This window comes from Runella sp. SP2 (assembly GCF_003711225.1).
GTDB lineage: Bacteria > Bacteroidota > Bacteroidia > Cytophagales > Spirosomataceae > Runella.
The window spans coordinates 2,859,813-2,877,045 of record NZ_CP031030.1 but is presented as its reverse complement, the minus strand read 5'-3'; the positions used below and the strand labels follow the sequence as shown (position 1 = coordinate 2,877,045).

Below are 17,233 nucleotides of genomic sequence, written 5' to 3'. Positions count from 1 at the left end.
GTACATGAATCTCGAAAACATCACGTTACAAACCATAGAAATTGTCCGCCAAGCGGGAGGATTTATCAAACAAGAAGCGGCCAAATTTGACCGTTCACAAACCGAATACAAAGCTGCCAACAACCTCGTTTCGTACGTTGACAAAGAAACCGAAAAAATGTTGGTTGCAGGTTTGCGACAAATTTTACCCGAAGCAGGGTTTATTACGGAAGAAGGCACAGCAGGCGAAGAATCAAACCCGAATGAATTGTACTGGGTAATCGACCCTTTGGACGGAACTGCCAATTTTATTCACGGCCTGCCCGTTTATTGCGTAAGTGTGGGGTTGGTGCAAAATAGTATTCCTATTGCTGGAGTGATTTATCATTTAGGGACAGAAGAACTTTTTTATGGCTGGCAAGGCGGTGGTGCGTGGAGTAGCCCCCCAGCCCCCAATGGGGGAGGCACTACTATTTCCCCCATTGGGGGGCAGGGGGCTACCCGTCTGAAAGTGTCGGCAGCGTCAACGCTTGGAGATAGTTTGTTGGCGACAGGTTTTCCTTATTATAAGTTTGAAAAACAAGACCGTTACCTCAAAATTTTGGAAACACTCATGCAGCGTTGCCACGGTTTGCGGCGTATGGGAGCAGCCGCCATCGACTTGGCGTACGTAGCGGCGGGTCGTTTTGAGGCGTTTTATGAATATAACCTCAATTCGTGGGATATGGCCGCGGGTGCATTGCTTATCTTAGAAGCAGGTGGGCAAATTACGGACTTCTCGGGGGGGCAAAATTGGCTTTTTGGAGGAGATGTGATTGCGGGCTGCGCTGCTCAAACCGAATTGTTAGAAGTGATTCAAGAACATTGGGGATAACTCCTGAACGGCGTGTTAGCTAAGTTTGTTAAAAGTTTTACCCGCTGATTAGCGCAGATGTAATTTCTTTTTCAGCGAATATCTGCGTTTGTATTAATCTGTGGACTTCTGCGGGTGAAATAATGAAATTATTTGCTTAACAATGTGCTGAATTACAGGTAATTGTTGTTTAAAAAAGGCTTTCATGGGTAACTCACAAACGTTGCCAACATGAAAGCCTTTTTGATTGCTAGTCTCTTTCTCGTAAGCTTTTCGCTTTACTCCCAAGTGCCCGAAGAATACCCCGTTCATCCTGATGCAAAAGTCAAAGAGGGAGTGCCGAAAGGGGAAATTCTTAAATTTACGTTCGAAAATTCAAAATTCTTTCCAGGAACTTGGCGGGAGTATTGGGTATATGTTCCTGCCCAATATACTCCTTCACAGCCTGCTTGTGTCTATGTCAACCAAGACGGGGTTCAGTGGCAAGCGCCCACGGTTTTTGATAACCTTATTCACCAAAAAGCAATGCCCGTTACCATTGGGGTATTTGTGATGCACGGGCGCGTAAAAGCCGAACAACCAGAAAAAGCCTTAGATCGTTTTAATCGCAGTTTTGAATACGACGGCCTTGGCGATACCTACGCTCGTTTTTTACTGGAAGAACTTCTGCCCGAAGTAGAAACAAAAAAAGCGTCAGATGGAAGAGCTATTCGACTGTCGAAAAACGGCAGCGACCGCGCCATCGGTGGGTCGAGTAGTGGAGCCGTTTGTGCGTTTACGGCTGCTTGGGAACGTCCCGATGCCTTCAGTCGGGTTTTTAGCGCAATTGGTACGTATGTGGGCTTGCGCGGCGCCGATCGTTATGCGACGTTGGTTCGGAAATATGAGCCCAAACCATTACGCATCTTTTTGCAAGACGGCACCAATGACTTAAATATCTACGCGGGCGATTGGTGGATGGCCAATCAGACGATGGAGCGGGCTTTGGTTTTTTCGGGTTATGAAGTGCAGCACGTGTGGGGCGAAGGAGCACATAATGGCAAGCATGGTACGGCTATTTTTGCGGATGCCATGCGTTTTTTATGGAAAGAATGGCCCCAAACACCTAAAATCGGTTCAACCAAGAACCCCATGCTCAATGATATTTTACTACCCAATGAAGACTGGCAGTTGGTAGGCGAAGGGTATAAATTTGCCGAAGGCCCCACCGCGAATGCCAAAGGTGAGGTGTTTTTTGCGGATGGCGATGCCGCTACGCTTTGGAAAGTGGGTAATAATAATCAAGTGGTGGTATTTGCCAAAAATTCGGGGAACTCGTATGGGTTAGCTTTTGGCCCCGATGGAAAAATGTATTCTTCTACCTTAACAACCAAAGTAATCAATGCGTACGATGCGGTAGAAAAGCGTACAAAAATCACGGAAGGGTTTGCGGGAAATGATTTGGTGGTGACTAGCAACGGAAATACCTACGTAACAAGCCCGTCGTCGGACTCAAAAGTGCCAAGCAAAGTGTGGTTGGTGCGTTCAAATGGACAAAAATTGGTGGTGGACGAGGGACTAAAATTTCCCAATGGGATTGCCCTTTCGCCCGACCAAACATTGCTGTATGTGTCTGATACGCGTTCTCATTGGGTATATAGCTATTCAATTTTACCCGATGGTACGTTGGCCAACAAACAAAAATATTACTGGCTACACGCGCCCGACACCGCCGATGACGCGGGTGCAGATGGGATGAAAACCGACCGTGATGGCCGCTTGTACGTGGCTACGCGCTTAGGCATTCAAGTGTGCGACCAAGCGGGGCGGGTGAATGCCATCATTCCGACTCCCAACGGTGACGTTTCTAATCTTTGTTTTGGGGGTGAAAATTTCGATGTCTTGTACGCGACTTGCGGTGATAAGGTGTATAAGCGCAAAGTAAAAGTAAAAGGGGCGACTGCGTGGGGAACACCAAACAAACCCGCCCCGCCGAGGCTTTAATCCTAATTGCACGGATTTACCTTGATTTCGGCAGTAAAAACAGTTGTGTTTTCGGACGTGAAACCTGGCTCTAACGTAATCGCTTGTCCTGCGCGATAGATGACGTTGGTCGCATTTCCACTGATTTTATTGGTGGCGTTTACCGTTTTGTTGGCTTTTTTGGTGGTGCTTCCTGCGGGGATGTTGTCGGTGGGACTTGCCATTACGATGGCATCGGGGCAGGGGGTGTACTGAATATTCCACGAAACCAAGTATTGATGGGCGGTTGGGTGAGTGTCAGATTTAGATAAGGTCGTTTTATCAATCACTTTTGCCACCAAGGTATTGCTGCCTGACACAAGACTGCTGGTGTTTAAAAGATGCGTATCACTATTGGTTACAAACGAATTACCGTTAAGCGTCCAAGTGATTTCGAGTGTATTGGGGACGGGTTTTAGGGTGGATAAAGTAAAGGTAAGGTTGGAATTGGCTGTAAGAGTGGAACTATTGGCAGGGCTAAAACCCGTAATGGGACTAGCCAAGTTGTGAATCTGTTCGACGATGGCCTCACGACAAACTGAGCAAAAATTAACGCCCAAAAAGCGCATTTTGCAGTTTTGGTGGGGGCGATACCAAAGGGCTTGGTTTCCGCTTGTACCATGTTGAAAAACTCCTACGCTGTTGAGCCCATACCAATTTTTCCATTTAACCAAACTAGGGTTGGCTTGTTGGGTCATGTTGGCTGATTCGCGGGCGTAAACATCTCCTGCCCAGTATTCGTCAGAAAGGGCTGAAAAGGAGTGGCCTAACTCATGTACCGCAATTTCAAAGGCACTAGCATTGATGGAAGTAGTGGCATAAGCGCCTCCCGAACCACCGTATTCGGTGGAGTTGACAATGACTAAAACTTGGTCATAATCAGGGAAATTGCTGGCTAATACCGAAGAAATAGCGGCGTATTTGGTTGGAACTAACAGTCGGTGAATGTTGGCAAAATCAAACGTAGAACCGAAATAATTGTCTGGGTTTGAGGCAGGAATGACGGGTTCGTTTACATCGGTTGCCGTCGCGGGGTGTTTGGCACCCGATTGATTAGAAGGTACCTTGACAATATCGACGTTGAAGTAGTTCTTATATTCTTTAAACGGGGTAACTGAAAATAAGTAGTTGGTGATATTTTGGGCATCGGCTTTAAATTGGTCTAGTTGGGCCGCTGTATATCCGTCGCCCAATATGACGATATTTATCAGTTTACTTCTGTCGCCGTTGTTGAGCAAAGATTCAGTCGGAAACGTTTGGGCAAACGAGAGGCTAGCGCCCACCAGCCACCCAAATAGGAGTAGGTATTTTTTCATTTTACAAATCCATGCTAAAGGTGGAAAAAGTTTGAACCCTTGCTCGTTTATTCTGGGGTTGCAAGGTGAGTTTTTTCATTTGGCTAACGTACTGAAAACGAACCATAAACTCAGAAGATTCTTGCGTAGCGACGTGCCGATGAATGGTTCCGTCAGGCTCAAAAGACTCAATGGCCGAGCTCAGTGGGTTATCAATTTCAAGACTTTTGGCCAATTGCTGTTGCGCATCCAGAATAGAAAAGACCAGTTTTTCGGGAGTATGCGAATGAACTTTCTCATTTTTAATTTTCCCATCCACAATTTTTTTGTCCAAAAGCTGAATTTGGTAATCTTCACCGTTTTTCACTTTGGAGATTTTAAACGTCAAAAACAAAATTTTGGCTTCTTCTTGCGCTTGTAACCGCGTAAAAGCTCCAGTGAGCACAAATAGTAGTAGTAATAGCCTGGTCTTCATAGAAAGGACTGTTTGTGAAAAATCAGTGTAAGGTATCAATAGTTTAGTCAGACAGTGCACAAAACCATTGAAAATTATCCAACGGTTTTGTGGGAATTTGCCTAAAACTGTCGTAAATTGACGATAGATAAAAAAAAGTTTTTTTCAATCTGGACGCAACCTTTCCAACTTTCGCTCCGTAACGCTATATTGAATGTTATTTTCTCGTGCGTTGAAAACATTACCGGAACTTCTTGAGGGTTGCTTGCGCAATGACCGTAAGTGTCAGGAATTGCTTTACAAGCAATTTTATGGCTACGCTATGGGAGTGTGTATGCGTTATGTGCCCAATAGAGATGAGGCGCTGGAGGTTGTCAACGACGGTTTTTTAAAAATTTTCCAAAAAGTGCAGATGTATGACGCCGATAAGCCTTTCAAAGCGTGGCTCAAAAAGGTCATGATTAATACTGCCTTGGATTTTTATCGTCAAAACGTGAAATTTCAAAACCATGATGACGTAAGTAGCATTGAGAATACGGTGGCAGCTTCGGAGAGTCATTCTGCGTATAGCCAATTGGAATACAATGAGTTGATTGAATTAATTCAGCAACTCACTCCCTCGTACCGAGCCGTATTTAACTTATACGTAATCGACGGTTATTCACACGAAGAGATTGCCCAAAAACTGGGTATTAGTGAAGGGACTTCCAAATCTAATTTGGCCAGAGCCCGCGAAAATTTAAGAAGTATGTTACTGAAAAAGGGAAACGATGAGTATGCAAGAGTTACCAGATGACAGACTGGACGAACTCTTCAGAAAATCGTCTGAGGAGTTTGAGCCAACATTCGATCCAAAAGCTTGGGAGGCAATGCGTCGTAAGTTGGACGACGAGGACAAAAAGCCAGGAGCTTGGTGGTGGCGCCGCGCAGGGGTCATTGGAGGCATTGTGTTGCTTTTAGGTTTGGGAAGTTATTTGTTTTGGCCTAATACAAGTGAAATGGAGTTTGTTTGTCCGAAAATCGAAATAATGCCAAAAGAGTCTCAACGAAATGCTCCTAAGGTAAGTGACCCAAGCCAATCACAAAAGGAAGCCGAAAAAGTCAATGCCTCTGAAACGGAAAAAGTTAACCCCGAAGCAGCGAAAGAAGAAGGCTCTGCACTGAATGAAGAACCGCACCTAGCGTTGGAGGAAAAAGAAAAAGAACAGTTAACACCAGTACAACAAGCTAAAAAACAGTCCATTGCGTCTAGTAAAAAGCAGTCCAATTCAGTAGGTGTAACCCGCCAAAAATCGTTTGCCCTTAAAAATACGCGGGAGCCTGTTTTAAAACAAACCGATGAAACGAGCCAAACGGCCCGCTGGGTAAAGGATTCAGAAAACAAACGAGTTACGGCTGCAAAGGTAAGTTCGACGTCTCCATCGTATGTTTCTACGTTGGGAAGAAAGCAAGATAAAAAGGGGAATACAATGGTTTCGGTTGTGTCAAAGGATACAGATCCCGCGGAGCGAACACCTCAGTCATCTTCCAATGAACCTCAAGGGCCTACAAATTTCAATGTTACATTAAATGAACTTGTGGCTAAAAACTGGAAGTTGCTTACAGTACCTGTTGCAGAGCCAACGGTAGCGTATTTGCCACCTGCTCCGCCTCCTGTTGTAAAGAAAAAAGAATCTGTAGAGCCTCCCGTTGCCTTCCAAAAAGGGCTAAGCACCCGTGTAATCGCAACACCCGATTTGAGTTTTATCTCGTCGAGCGAAATGCTTAAAAACCCCCGTTTGGCATTGGGGGCGATGTTAGAATACCGTTTTGCACGCCGCTGGAGCATTCAGGTGGGCGTTATAAAAAGTGATAAAGTCTATACCGCCACGGGCGAACAGTACAAATGGCCTGAAATTTGGAATTCTCAAAAAGCCAGACCTACCGAGGTGGCGGCCAATTGTAAGGTACTAGACATTCCAATCAATATCCGTTTTGATGTTTTGGAAGGACGTCGAAGTCGGTGGTTTGTATCGTCGGGTGTATCGAGCTACAAGATGATGAATGAAAGGTATGATTATACTTACCCACCGCATTCATACCCAAAATGGATGAACTGGGAAGGCTCAACGGGAAATTATTGGATGGGTATATTGAATGCGTCGGTGGGTGTGGAACGACAAATTGGGCGTAATTTTTCCCTTCAAGTAGAGCCATTTTGGAAAATTCCCATGGCCGAAGTGGGTTTTGGGAAGATTAAACTTCAAACGTCAGGCTTCTTTATTTCTGCCAAATACCGCTTGCCGCGAACAGGGTTTTGAGAAACCCTGAGGTCTGTTACTCGGCGTAGTGGTCGGGTTTTGAGAAACCCGACCCACCGTGCCAACGTGCCGAGGGTTTCTCAAAACCCAAGTAACCGTGAGGAGGGTTTTTCAAAACCCGAGTAACCGTGCAGAGGGTTTCTCAAAACCCGACCAAAACAGCGAATCAAGGCTGATTTCCTAAAAATCAATTCGATAAAAGAATACAGGCAAAAACCCAAGCTGGTATTCTTGCTTAAAGTACGGCGCTTGCGGGATATAGCTGAGGCTCAGCTGATTTTGGCTGCCTAATACATTTACGATATCCACTGCAATGGTGTGGGTCAAGCGATTTTTATTGATTTTGTATTCTGTTTTTAAGTCAAAGCGCTTGTAGGGGTTGAATTGCAGTGAATTGCGCGTGGCATCGGCATAAATAATTTCCTGTGCAAACCGCGATTGCGTCGCATCCACAGGGCCGTACCAGCGCCCTCCCGTGGCTGTAAACTTCGCGCCGATGTTAAGACTCTTGCGTTTGTTGAATGTAAACTCCTTGGAAAACAGCGCATTGAAGGCATACTTTCCGTTGAAATCGGTATTTCTCCAAATCTTATCCGAGCCTTGGTATTGGGCATCAAAGAGTGAAGCCGTTACCAAAAAATAGTAGCTGTTGTTGAAAAACTTTTCCAAGGTCATTTCTATTCCGTAATTCCGCCCAATGCCACCATTTTGAAGTTGGTTGGGGAATAACCGAGAAAAACCCGCTCCTGAGTTGACCAAGGAATACGAAGAAATGGTTTTTTCAACGGGAATATCGAAGAGATTTTGGTAATACGCTTCTACTAGCAAGCGCAAATTATCCGCCAGCATCTTACTATACCCAGCCACAAAATGCCAACTTTTAGAGAAACCTACGTTTTTGACGGGGAAGCGCGTACTGGCATTTGCCCCACTTTGGTCGTAAAAATAAAGGTAAGAAGGTAGCCCTTGACTATGTAAACCTGTGGCAAACGTGAGTTTTTGGCGTTGGGGAAGTTCCAAAGCAAACCCAACTCTTGGTTCGATAAGGGAATAACTATTGGAATTGATGGAACTGTAAAGGCTACTTAGCCCCGCGTTGAACGAAAAGTTTTCGGTGAGGTAATGTTTGAACTGAACGTAAGGCTGTAGTAACACATACGTGGCATTATTGGTATTCCAACGGGTTACCCAAGCGTTCCATTTTTGGGTAGTTTCATTAAAAGAACGGGCTTGGTCAAAAGCCGTAAAGCTGTATAAGTCAGCCGTTAATCCTACTTTTAATATACTTTTTGCACCCCATTTTTTGTTCAAATAAGTAGCCAATGAATATTTGTTTTCGGTAAACTTGTAATCTAATAATGGCCGAAGTGAGTCAATCACAAATCGTTTGTTTTCGATGAGAGGCTCGCCTTGGGCATTTTTGCGTAAAAACAAAAAATCGTGATTAGCGTCTTGGCTGTTGGCAGAAACGGCTACAGTTGCTTTAAAAAATGTACTTTTATTAAGGGGTTTATTTAAGGTGATTCCGCCCACGGCCATGTTGGTAGAAAAGTATTGGTCGCGGTCGTTTTGCCCAAAAATATTACGGTCGGATGCTTCTTGCTCGCTAATCAAAATATCAATTGTGCTTGCGCCGCCCACGCCCCAAATAGCGACGTTTCCGCCTTTTTTTAGTGGAAAATTAAAACGCGCAAAGCCGTCGGCGTAGGTTGGAGTAGCTTCCGTGCCGATGTCGATGCCCGCTTTTTTGAATAACCAGAGGTTGGCGTAGCGGCCAGTTACTAAATAGGAAGCTTTGCTTTTTTTCGATAACGGCCCTTCGGCTAAAAATTCTGTGCCCAGAAAGCCAAATTGGGCCGAAAGTTGGTGCTTTTCGTCGTTGCCGTTGCGTAGTTTTAGGTCAAAAACACCCGACGTTGTGTTGCCAAATTCGGCAGGAAAGGCGCCCGTAAAAAAATCAGAATTGGCTAAATACTTGTTGTTGATAATTCCCACTGGCCCGCCCGATGTTCCCGAAATGGCAAAATGGTTGGGGTTCGGAATGTTGATGCCTTCCAATCGCCAAAGCACGCCCGAAGGCGAATTTCCTCGAATCACAATGTCATTGCGCGAGTCATCCGCCCCTTGTACACCCGCAAAGTTGGAGGCCATCCGAGCGGGTTCGCCGCGACTTCCCGCGTACCGCCCCGTTTCTTCTACCGAAAATTGACGCGCGCTGACCGTAGCCATTTCGTTGGCCGCTTCGCCATTACGCTTCACTTTCACGACCACCGTATTGAGTTCTGTCACAGATTCTTCCATTTCGAGGTTCAAAACCGTTTCGCGGCCTGCTTCTACGACGATGTTGTTGAGCAAAACTTCTTTGTAACCTACCAACGTAAAGCGCAAAGTTTGTCGGCCTACGGGGACGTTCGGAAGCCGAAAATTGCCTTCAACGTCCGTCACCGTTCCTACGGGTTGCGTAGCATTATTGACCAAAAGGGCGGCTACACCGATTAATGGAAATTTTGATTCTTTATCAACAATTTTACCGCGAACGGTTTGAGAAGGTTGGGCAAACGTGGAAAGAGCAACTAATAAAAAGAAGGTGGATAGAAGTGTATTTTTCATAGGAATGAATTTTAAAACTAATGAAGAAAATTGGGTAAATAAACCAAATTATATGGCATTATGGGCATTATCCCCCTAATTTGAATAAGCCGAAAAAGCTATTAGAAAGAGCAATGCAAAGTGTAGCTGCAATGGCCAATGCCCCTAAGATCATACCTAAAGTTGCCCATCTTGCTTTGACTTTCTTTGATGGACTTATGGCGGGTGGTTGAAGTTGTTCTGTTGCGATTTTTCTAGCTAAAGTTTCACCGAAATACCCTGCTAAAATAGCAGCTACTCCCAAAACAATAACGCCGACCATCGCTCCCGAAAAGGCTAAAATGGTAGCAATGATTGCAGAACTAAACGAAACCGCACTTAGAACCTGTAGTTTTATTATTTTCTGAGGTTTCTTTTTATTGCTCGAATCGGAGGGATATATCGCAATTGTGGCTTCTTTATTAACAACAGGTGTATTTGCTGCTTTGGCAGAAATGGTCAAGACAAAAAAGCCAAAATAGAGGTAGATGAGAAGTTTCATTTTGGGAGAGATTAGAAACCATTAGAAAGTACTAGATATGTCAGCCCTCTAAGAGCCAATGCGGCAATTCCAATTCCAGCAAGCACAAGCAATATGGCTTGTCCTGTGGATGCAATTCCTTTTTTTGATGAATCCGAAGAACTTGAATGTGGTATTTTTTGAGGCTGATTTTTAGACCTATTTTTCGTTTTAATTATGGCCACAACAATCAATATTACTCCAAGGACAGCCACCAGAATGCCACCATACAAAATACCTGTTACGGCCATAGCAGCGCCAGTAATGCCCAAAATGGTTGCCTCTCTTCTATTTTTCGCTTCCTTCACAATCGTAGAATCTGCACTTCTTTTGGAATAATATATACTATCCGATGGGGCATAGTTCGCCGATTGTACTTCAGATGTCGTGAGCAAAAGGAAGGTCAGTAGCAGAAAGCGCAAATAGTTCATATCAATACTAAAAAACACATGATAGTCAATGAAAACTCTAAGAAAGCGCTGAAAGTAAAATTAAAAAAGCGGTCACTAAAACAGTTCCCAACGCTGTACGCCAATACCGTCGTTTTTCACGTTTTCGTTCGTCGGGTGTCATTTCTTTGAAGGGTTTCATGTTTTTATCAATGGCTCGACCCAAGAAATAAAAACCGCCCGCCATGATGCCTAAACCCAACAATAAGACTGCTACTGCCGCCCAACCGATACCCGCACAAGCAAGGTTACAAGCTAATAGGGCACCAATGTAAGAGAGCGCCACGCCCGCCACAAACAGCAAAATATAGCCCAAACGTATCAACCCCTCATTCGATGATTTTGGTTTTTTTTCTTCCTCTTTTGGAGATGTTTTTTTAGAGAAATCGGGATACTGCTCGCTCGTTACCACTGTCATACTGCTGTGGAGGCTGGAGGTGGGTTGGGGTGACTGCACCATGCTTCCTAGTACAGCGCCACCTAAGGTATAAATCCACAAATTGAGACAAAAAAGGCTAACAAAAATTCGCTTTTGGAACAAAAACCGAGTACTTGAACGAAGGTGCTGGAATTCAGTTTTGTGAAACTTTAAAATTAAAGTTCGAATCACAAAAGCACTCCCAATAAGCACCAACAGTTGCAAAGGCAATAGCCCCGCCAACAAAGCACTGCCCGCCGTGATTCCAATACAGGCATTGGTAAGTTCACAAAGAACAATGAGTAAAATAGCTAAACGACTGTGTTGGGACGCCCAGCGGGCTACGTATGATTCCATAGACGGCAGCGGTTAGTGTGAATAAAAAGAGCGAGTTCTAAGATATAAATATCGTAAAACTCGCTCGACTTTCAAGAAGCTAGAAAAATTTACTCAAACACCCAGCCTAGATAAACAATGCGGCCGATAGGCGCTGCTCCGTAAACTTGTACGGCGTTGGCGTTTAATAAATTGGTGCCTCCGAGCCGAAGGGCACTTTTAATTTTTGGTAAACGGTAACTCACTTGTCCGTCCAAGGTTCCAAAAGCTTGGATGTACCCTTCGTCAACGGGCATAAAGTAGGTGTATCCGCTGGTGTGGCGGTAGTTAAACGCGTACGAAACGTTTTTCAAAGGTTCTCCTTGGATTCCTACGTTAAATTTGTGAGTAGGGGTATTAAATCCTAGAATCAAGCCAGGGACATCGTTTTCGTTGATGTTTGACCAAGTGTAGTTGGTATTGAAATTTAGTTTTTTAGAGAAGAAATACTCAAGACTTACGATGGCTCCTTGTGTATGTACCTCTTTGTCGGCGTTGGCCCAAGTCTGCATCAAACGTCCACGGGTACGGTCGGTAGTAGGTTTGGCAAAATCTCCTGTGGCAGTGGGCAACGGTGCACCCGTTGGAGCCAGTCCATCTTCGCGACCATAAAAACGCAGGGTTCCGATAAAATTGTTATAAACCGAACGATAATAACTTGCATCCACGTACAAACCTTTGGCAATCTGACCTTTATAGCCAATTTCCCAAGTGTTCATTTGTTCGGGAGCAATTTTCTTAATTGTGACAGGTTTCAAGAAATCAGGATTCGCTTGTCCATTGGGCAAGGCCGATACCGCATTCAAGCCTTGGTAGCCGTTGGTAACGTTTCCTGCTACCAATAATGTCCCAAAATCGAGATAAATAAATTGGTCTAACTGAGCAGGTTGGCGAAAGGCTTGGGCATAGTTGACGCGAAAGTTATGTTGACGGTTGTCTCCCAGCGAAAGTACAGCCGAGAGGCGCGGTGAAAAACGACCACCAAAATTGCGGAATTGGTCAAAACGTCCTGCGGCGGCTAGTTTCAAGCGGTCTTTCCAAAGACTATACCGAAGTTGACCGTAGGCGCCTCCGTCCCAGTTCACGATGCGGTCGCGGTACTGAACTTCGTTGGTATTGGCCGTAATCGGCGAACTAGGCCCATCAGAAAATAACGTTCCTGCTGATTGCAACAAATGAGTTCGGTACGACGCCCCAGCGATGGCGTTGAGTTTACCAATGTTCCATTCGCGTTGGCCGCTAATATCCCAAAAACGTGCCGTATTGGCAAACGCCGCTCCGCGCACCGTTTTGGTGCCGTTGACATCAATTAAGCCAATTCCTGCGACAATCTGCTCGCGAAGTTGCTGAAAAAGTGGACTATTGACGGGAAGTTGAACGCCAGAGGCAAGCTGAGTGGCCAAGGCTTGTGCAGCTTCGATGCTTTGATGTCCTGCAATTGATTGAGGAATAACGTACGGAGTTGGCGTTCCTCCCGCCGAATTTGGGGCAAAGGCGTTCAAGGCTGTTCCCGCAGCTAGGCCATTGCTACGCGCGGCGGTAAAGACTTGGTTCCAAACTGAAAAATAGTTTTGGGCAAAAGTAGGATAGCGCGAGCCGTTGGGCTGGTTGCCTGCGGCCATGGGGGCGTTCATCAGGCCACTGGCCAACGAACTCAAATCGTACGCTTTGCCACCGTAATCGAATACGGTATAAGCCCGCAAAAACCATTTGTCGGTTTTAAGTTCGACCCGATGAACGTCGTACTTCATGCCGCGTTGGGCGTAACGACTGGTGCTTTGGAAGATACCATTGCTCACCGACAAGCGGTATTCATAAACGGCGCGGAGTTTGGGGGTAATTTGCCAATGCAACGACGGGTTGATGCGGTAATTTCCTGCTTTGTAATTGCCGTTATTGAACAATTTGAACGGATTTCCCGACGACTCGGGCCAGTTGGCCATTTCGGCTTCGGTATAGCCTCGTGTGTAAATGCGGTAGCTCTGGTTATTGTTCAAAGCCGTGAGCGCGGGCGAAGTGACGGTGCTTCCGACTTCTCCATAACGGTTGATGGCATTCCAGCCTGTATTGCTTCCTTCGGCGTTGTTCAAAGGGTCTGAGCCAGCCAATCCACCCGACGTGACGCGCTTGATGGCGGCGCTGTTGGAAGCCAAAAATTCGTCGGCTTCAAAGTAGTTGGCACTGATTTTAAACGCAAAACGGTCACCAAAAACCTTTGCGTAGCGGAGTTGGCCGTCAATCATGCTGCGATTCCCGCCTCGCAACGAAGCCGAAAGTCCTTGATATTTGAACGGGTCTTTGGAGTGCATGAGCAGTACGCCGTTGAAGGCATTGGAACCATACAAAGCGGAGTTGGCACCAAATACTACGTCCACACTTTCCATGTCCAGTTCCGAAACACCTACCCAGTTTCCGTAGTAAAGTGAGGCGGTCGGGGACGCTACATCGACGTAGTCGGCGAGCTGCACGACGCGTTCGGCTTTTGAACTGTTGAAACCACGGGTACTAAAACTGGTGATTAGCCAACTCGATTGGCTTACATCAATGCCTTTGAGGCGGGCGAGCGAAGAAATAAATTCGGTGGAAGGCAGACGCTTGAGTTGAGCGGCAGTGAGGCGTTCGACCGAAACGGGAGTTTCCATGAGCGGCTCGGCGGTGCGAGAGGCCGAGACTATCACCTCTTTCAAATAGAGGGTGTCTAATTCGAGGTTTTTTTTCTTAGTGGGGACTTGCGCAAACGAAAATTTAATGACACTTAAACTTAGTAAAACGGGGGTAAAAAATTGTTTCATTTTTCGTTTTTAGTGGGATTGTTTGCCGCAAACTTAGAGACAAACGGTTAGGAATGGGCAAAAATTCTTAAAAAATATCCTCATTTTTTTCTTATCACACTTTATGGGGGAGGAGGTGGAGGCGTTTTTTCTTACCCTAATTTGATTCAATAAAATTTTTGATTAATACAGAAGTGATTTATAAAAAAACAAAGAAATGTATTTAAAAAGTATTTAAAGTATTGTATTTTACAAAGTTCAGGGTTAGCTTTGTTAATCTCTATTTTACCAAAAATTTACACATCAGTTTAGAATGGAAACCAAGATGGACCACCACCTCGCCGTGCCTGTGGGTGTGACGCTCGACCGTTACATCATGCACAACCAAAACTCCTTCGCTTTTGCTACGGGAGAGCTTTCCCAACTCCTTCGGGACATTGCTTTGGCAGGAAAAATTATTAACCGCGAAATCAATCGTGCGGGACTTATTGACATTACGGGTGGCTTCGGGACGAACAACGTCCAAGGAGAAGCCCAACAGAAGCTCGACGTGGTTGCCAACATTCGTTTTATCCGTGCGCTCATCAATGGCGGTGAAGTTTGCGCCATTATTTCTGAAGAAGACGATGACATCATTTACACGGGCAACAATCATGCTAAATACGTGGTGGCGATGGACCCGCTTGATGGCTCGTCGAATATCGACGTCAACGTCTCTATTGGCACCATTTTCTCAATTTATCGGCGAATTACTCCCCTAGGTACTCAGCCCGCACTGGAGGATTTTATGCAGGGAGGCGAAGAACAAGTGGCAGCAGGATATATTTTGTACGGTTCTTCCACAATTTTGGTCTATACGACGGGCAATGGCGTTGCTGGTTTTACGTACGACTCGTCGTTGGGGGAATTTATTTTATCTCATCAAAATATCAAAAGCCCCAAAGACGGCAAGATTTTTTCGTACAACGAAGGAAATCTTAACCAGTACGCCGAACCGATAAAAACCTACATCGACCACTGCCGAGATTGTGGGTATTCGTCGCGTTACATTGGTTCGTTAGTGGCTGATTTTCACCGAAATTTGCTCAAAGGTGGCGTGTATCTCTACCCACCAACGCACAAAGATGCCAACGGAAAACTCCGCCTTTTGTACGAATGTTATCCTTTAGCGATGATTGCCGAACAAGCAGGTGCCAAAGCCTCCGACGGCTCACAGCGCGTTCTCGACATCAAACCCGATTCCCTTCACCAGCGCGTACCGTTGTACATCGGTGCCGAAACCATGGTGAAAGAGTTGCTGGGGTTGTTAAAATAAAAGGCTATTTACTGCGGGCATCCTTGGACTTTTGCTTCAAAAATTGTGCCTTTTCTAGTCTCAAAACCATGTTCTAAAGTGATAGACTTGCCCGCCTGATAAGTGCCTTTTGCTGGCGGGTAAAGTTTATTTTGGGCATTGATGTGTTCTTTTGCCCCTGCAAAAACTTGGGTATTGGTGTTAGTGGTAAGGGTCAAGTTAGTACTACTACAAGGTGGGTCGAGTTGGAGTAGGGGGTCACCTAGCTGAATTTGCACCATGGTAGTATTAGACCCGTGTAGATAAGCATCGCCAAAAAAAGCCCGCGTACTTATTTCCCAAAAAAGCGACTTTTCATGAAAGTAGTCAATCAGGGGCGAGCGATTGTTAATGATAGCGAGAAAGATAGGAAGAGTAAATGCTTTGACAAACAATGTATTCCCTTTTTCCAGATAAGCGCCTGCTACATAATCATAGGTATTGAAGGCCCCCACCGAACAAGAATGAAAATCAAAAAGCATTGTATTCATTTGGGGTAAATCTCGAATTGTTTGATTGGAAATACCATAATAATGGTAGGTAGGGGCACCATGCCCCATATAAAGGGCGATTTCGTAGGATTTATTGGAAAGTTTAGACTGATAATCTTGGTGCCAAACGGGGTCAAATCCGTGGTATTCAAACCCGTATTTTTGGGGAATTTGAATGGTGTCATTTGATTGCCAACGGGTAATACTCTGGGACAAACTAGCGGGTGAAGCTCCGTCGTTTAACTGCGTATCAGCAAAGAGAACAGACTTGTTGAAGGTAATTTGTCCAATTTTAAAACGGTGTAATTTGGAGAAATAGTTTAGAATATAGTCTTTTTTTGGCGTAGGGCCATTGGGTAGCAGTGCGCCATAAGCTATTTCGTAAGAACTTGATTGTGAGGTAGAATTTCCTATGTCGTTTGCTGGGAATCCATTGAAAGAACAGTAGGAATAGTTTCGTAAGATAAACTGGTTTTCTTCTGAACTATAAACGTATTCAGGATTGTAAACTTGGGTGTAAAAATTAATGCTTAAATCAGAATAAACGTTGACAGGTTCATTGGTTACTGGATTCAAAAATCGACGCTGGATGTTCGTAGCTGCATTGGAACCTAAGAAAAATAAGTAACGCAATGGTTGGTCAACGTTTTCGTAATCTTGCCTGATTTTATTGACCAACTCATTCTTTTTTTGGTTTTGATTTTCAAGGTAAATTTTCTCAAAAGTAATTGGATAATAGGTAGATATGTCTTTTTGATAGGTGGAAATTGCTTGGTTTATATCCGAATCTCCTTCGAGGTCTTTATCAATGATAAACAGTAATTTTTTCGGGCGATTAATAGGTTCTCTGGCAGTAGTAAAATAGACGGTTTTAGAAGTTTCGGAAGAACAACTATATTCTACAGTGGGGGTATTATAATGTATCCTAACACTGTACGTTTCATTGGGTTTAAGACCCCCAATGGTGGTTGATAAAGTTCTTGTTGAAGCATTAATTGCTTTGTTGGTATAAATGATGTATTTGGAAAAACGAGCGTTGATTTCATCAGTTTTAAAAATAAGTAATGAAAAAAAACGCAACTCGTTTAAGTTAACGGTCTGGTCAAAGCGGATTTGAATGTGTACTTTGCTCTCAGGAAAAATGTTATCTAATGAACTGGTAATGGTGATCGGGGAAGTTGCCGAACTTCGAGCTTGTGGACTTTCAATCGTTTTAAATGTAAAGCGATAGTTTTCGTCCATCTCCAAAATAACCTTTTGAGCTTGTCCTTTTATACTACAAAATAGCAAGAATAAGACTCCGAGAAGTAGGGTTGAACGTAGCATGATTTTGGTGTTTGGATAACAAAACAGGTTGATAATGAGG

The 17,233-nt window shown here is 44.6% G+C and carries 13 protein-coding genes; 5 read left to right on the top strand and 8 right to left on the bottom strand.

All coding sequences use genetic code 11. From position 1 onward, the window contains the following. Nucleotides 1-4: 4 nt before the first annotated feature. Entirely contained in the window at nucleotides 5-853 is an 849-nt protein-coding gene (locus tag DTQ70_RS12065) for an inositol monophosphatase family protein (RefSeq protein WP_122931025.1), read from the top strand. A 210-nt stretch (nucleotides 854-1,063) separates the two neighbouring features. After that, the gene (locus tag DTQ70_RS12060) at nucleotides 1,064-2,815 is read left to right on the top strand and encodes an SMP-30/gluconolactonase/LRE family protein (RefSeq protein WP_122931024.1); all 1,752 of its coding nucleotides are present in this window, start codon (nucleotides 1,064-1,066) and stop codon (nucleotides 2,813-2,815) included. A gap of 2 nt (nucleotides 2,816-2,817) precedes the next feature. Here DTQ70_RS12060 and DTQ70_RS12055 read toward each other — a convergent pair whose 3' ends face one another. Continuing rightward, nucleotides 2,818-4,149 carry a M64 family metallopeptidase gene (locus tag DTQ70_RS12055; RefSeq protein ID WP_122931023.1) on the bottom strand — a complete coding sequence of 444 codons (1,332 nt, stop codon included), beginning with the start codon at nucleotides 4,147-4,149 and terminating at the stop codon, nucleotides 2,818-2,820. 1 nt (nucleotide 4,150) lies between these two features. Further along, on the bottom strand, nucleotides 4,151-4,603 hold the full coding sequence (locus DTQ70_RS12050; protein ID WP_164489986.1) for a hypothetical protein: 453 nt from the start codon (nucleotides 4,601-4,603) through the stop codon (nucleotides 4,151-4,153). 193 nt (nucleotides 4,604-4,796) lie between these two features. Between DTQ70_RS12050 and DTQ70_RS12045 the strand changes: the two genes are divergently transcribed. Beyond that, nucleotides 4,797-5,378, top strand: coding sequence for an RNA polymerase sigma factor (locus DTQ70_RS12045; RefSeq protein ID WP_122931021.1), 582 nt, complete (start codon nucleotides 4,797-4,799; stop codon nucleotides 5,376-5,378). Then, nucleotides 5,359-6,882 carry a hypothetical protein gene (locus tag DTQ70_RS12040; RefSeq protein WP_122931020.1) on the top strand — a complete coding sequence of 508 codons (1,524 nt, stop codon included), beginning with the start codon at nucleotides 5,359-5,361 and terminating at the stop codon, nucleotides 6,880-6,882. Before DTQ70_RS12045 ends, DTQ70_RS12040 begins: the two co-directional genes overlap by 20 nt. A gap of 180 nt (nucleotides 6,883-7,062) precedes the next feature. Here the strand turns inward: DTQ70_RS12040 and DTQ70_RS12035 are convergent, their stop codons facing one another. The 5 genes from DTQ70_RS12035 to DTQ70_RS12015 all read right to left on the bottom strand — a co-directional run bounded on the left by DTQ70_RS12035 (nucleotide 7,063) and on the right by DTQ70_RS12015 (nucleotide 14,064). Continuing rightward, entirely contained in the window at nucleotides 7,063-9,492 is a 2,430-nt protein-coding gene (locus DTQ70_RS12035) for a TonB-dependent receptor (protein WP_122931019.1), read from the bottom strand. A 67-nt stretch (nucleotides 9,493-9,559) separates the two neighbouring features. Beyond that, nucleotides 9,560-10,012 (bottom strand): hypothetical protein, encoded by a 453-nt coding sequence (locus tag DTQ70_RS12030; RefSeq protein WP_122931018.1) that lies wholly within the window; start codon nucleotides 10,010-10,012, stop codon nucleotides 9,560-9,562. A gap of 11 nt (nucleotides 10,013-10,023) precedes the next feature. After that, on the bottom strand, nucleotides 10,024-10,461 hold the full coding sequence (locus DTQ70_RS12025; protein WP_122931017.1) for a hypothetical protein: 438 nt from the start codon (nucleotides 10,459-10,461) through the stop codon (nucleotides 10,024-10,026). Between the two features lie 37 nt (nucleotides 10,462-10,498). Further along, nucleotides 10,499-11,254, bottom strand: a complete 756-nt coding sequence (locus DTQ70_RS12020; protein ID WP_122931016.1) for a hypothetical protein — start codon at nucleotides 11,252-11,254, stop codon at nucleotides 10,499-10,501. Nucleotides 11,255-11,343: 89 nt separating this feature from the next. Beyond that, entirely contained in the window at nucleotides 11,344-14,064 is a 2,721-nt protein-coding gene (locus DTQ70_RS12015) for a TonB-dependent receptor (protein ID WP_122931015.1), read from the bottom strand. A 292-nt stretch (nucleotides 14,065-14,356) separates the two neighbouring features. Between DTQ70_RS12015 and fbp the strand changes: the two genes are divergently transcribed. Further along, nucleotides 14,357-15,358, top strand: coding sequence for a class 1 fructose-bisphosphatase (gene fbp / locus DTQ70_RS12010; protein WP_122931014.1), 1,002 nt, complete (start codon nucleotides 14,357-14,359; stop codon nucleotides 15,356-15,358). An 8-nt stretch (nucleotides 15,359-15,366) separates the two neighbouring features. Here fbp and DTQ70_RS12005 read toward each other — a convergent pair whose 3' ends face one another. Further along, nucleotides 15,367-17,193, bottom strand: a complete 1,827-nt coding sequence (locus DTQ70_RS12005) for a 3-coathanger stack domain-containing protein (protein ID WP_164489985.1) — start codon at nucleotides 17,191-17,193, stop codon at nucleotides 15,367-15,369. Between the last annotated feature and the right edge of the window lie 40 nt (nucleotides 17,194-17,233).

Coding starts and splice junctions, on each gene's coding strand:
- DTQ70_RS12065 (WP_122931025.1), top strand. CDS start 5: ATGAATCTCGAAAACATCACGTTACAAACCATAGAAATTGTCCGCCAA.
- DTQ70_RS12060 (WP_122931024.1), top strand. CDS start 1,064: ATGAAAGCCTTTTTGATTGCTAGTCTCTTTCTCGTAAGCTTTTCGCTT.
- DTQ70_RS12055 (WP_122931023.1), bottom strand. CDS start 4,149: ATGAAAAAATACCTACTCCTATTTGGGTGGCTGGTGGGCGCTAGCCTC.
- DTQ70_RS12050 (WP_164489986.1), bottom strand. CDS start 4,603: ATGAAGACCAGGCTATTACTACTACTATTTGTGCTCACTGGAGCTTTT.
- DTQ70_RS12045 (WP_122931021.1), top strand. CDS start 4,797: ATGTTATTTTCTCGTGCGTTGAAAACATTACCGGAACTTCTTGAGGGT.
- DTQ70_RS12040 (WP_122931020.1), top strand. CDS start 5,359: ATGCAAGAGTTACCAGATGACAGACTGGACGAACTCTTCAGAAAATCG.
- DTQ70_RS12035 (WP_122931019.1), bottom strand. CDS start 9,492: ATGAAAAATACACTTCTATCCACCTTCTTTTTATTAGTTGCTCTTTCC.
- DTQ70_RS12030 (WP_122931018.1), bottom strand. CDS start 10,012: ATGAAACTTCTCATCTACCTCTATTTTGGCTTTTTTGTCTTGACCATT.
- DTQ70_RS12025 (WP_122931017.1), bottom strand. CDS start 10,461: ATGAACTATTTGCGCTTTCTGCTACTGACCTTCCTTTTGCTCACGACA.
- DTQ70_RS12020 (WP_122931016.1), bottom strand. CDS start 11,254: ATGGAATCATACGTAGCCCGCTGGGCGTCCCAACACAGTCGTTTAGCT.
- DTQ70_RS12015 (WP_122931015.1), bottom strand. CDS start 14,064: ATGAAACAATTTTTTACCCCCGTTTTACTAAGTTTAAGTGTCATTAAA.
- fbp (WP_122931014.1), top strand. CDS start 14,357: ATGGAAACCAAGATGGACCACCACCTCGCCGTGCCTGTGGGTGTGACG.
- DTQ70_RS12005 (WP_164489985.1), bottom strand. CDS start 17,193: ATGCTACGTTCAACCCTACTTCTCGGAGTCTTATTCTTGCTATTTTGT.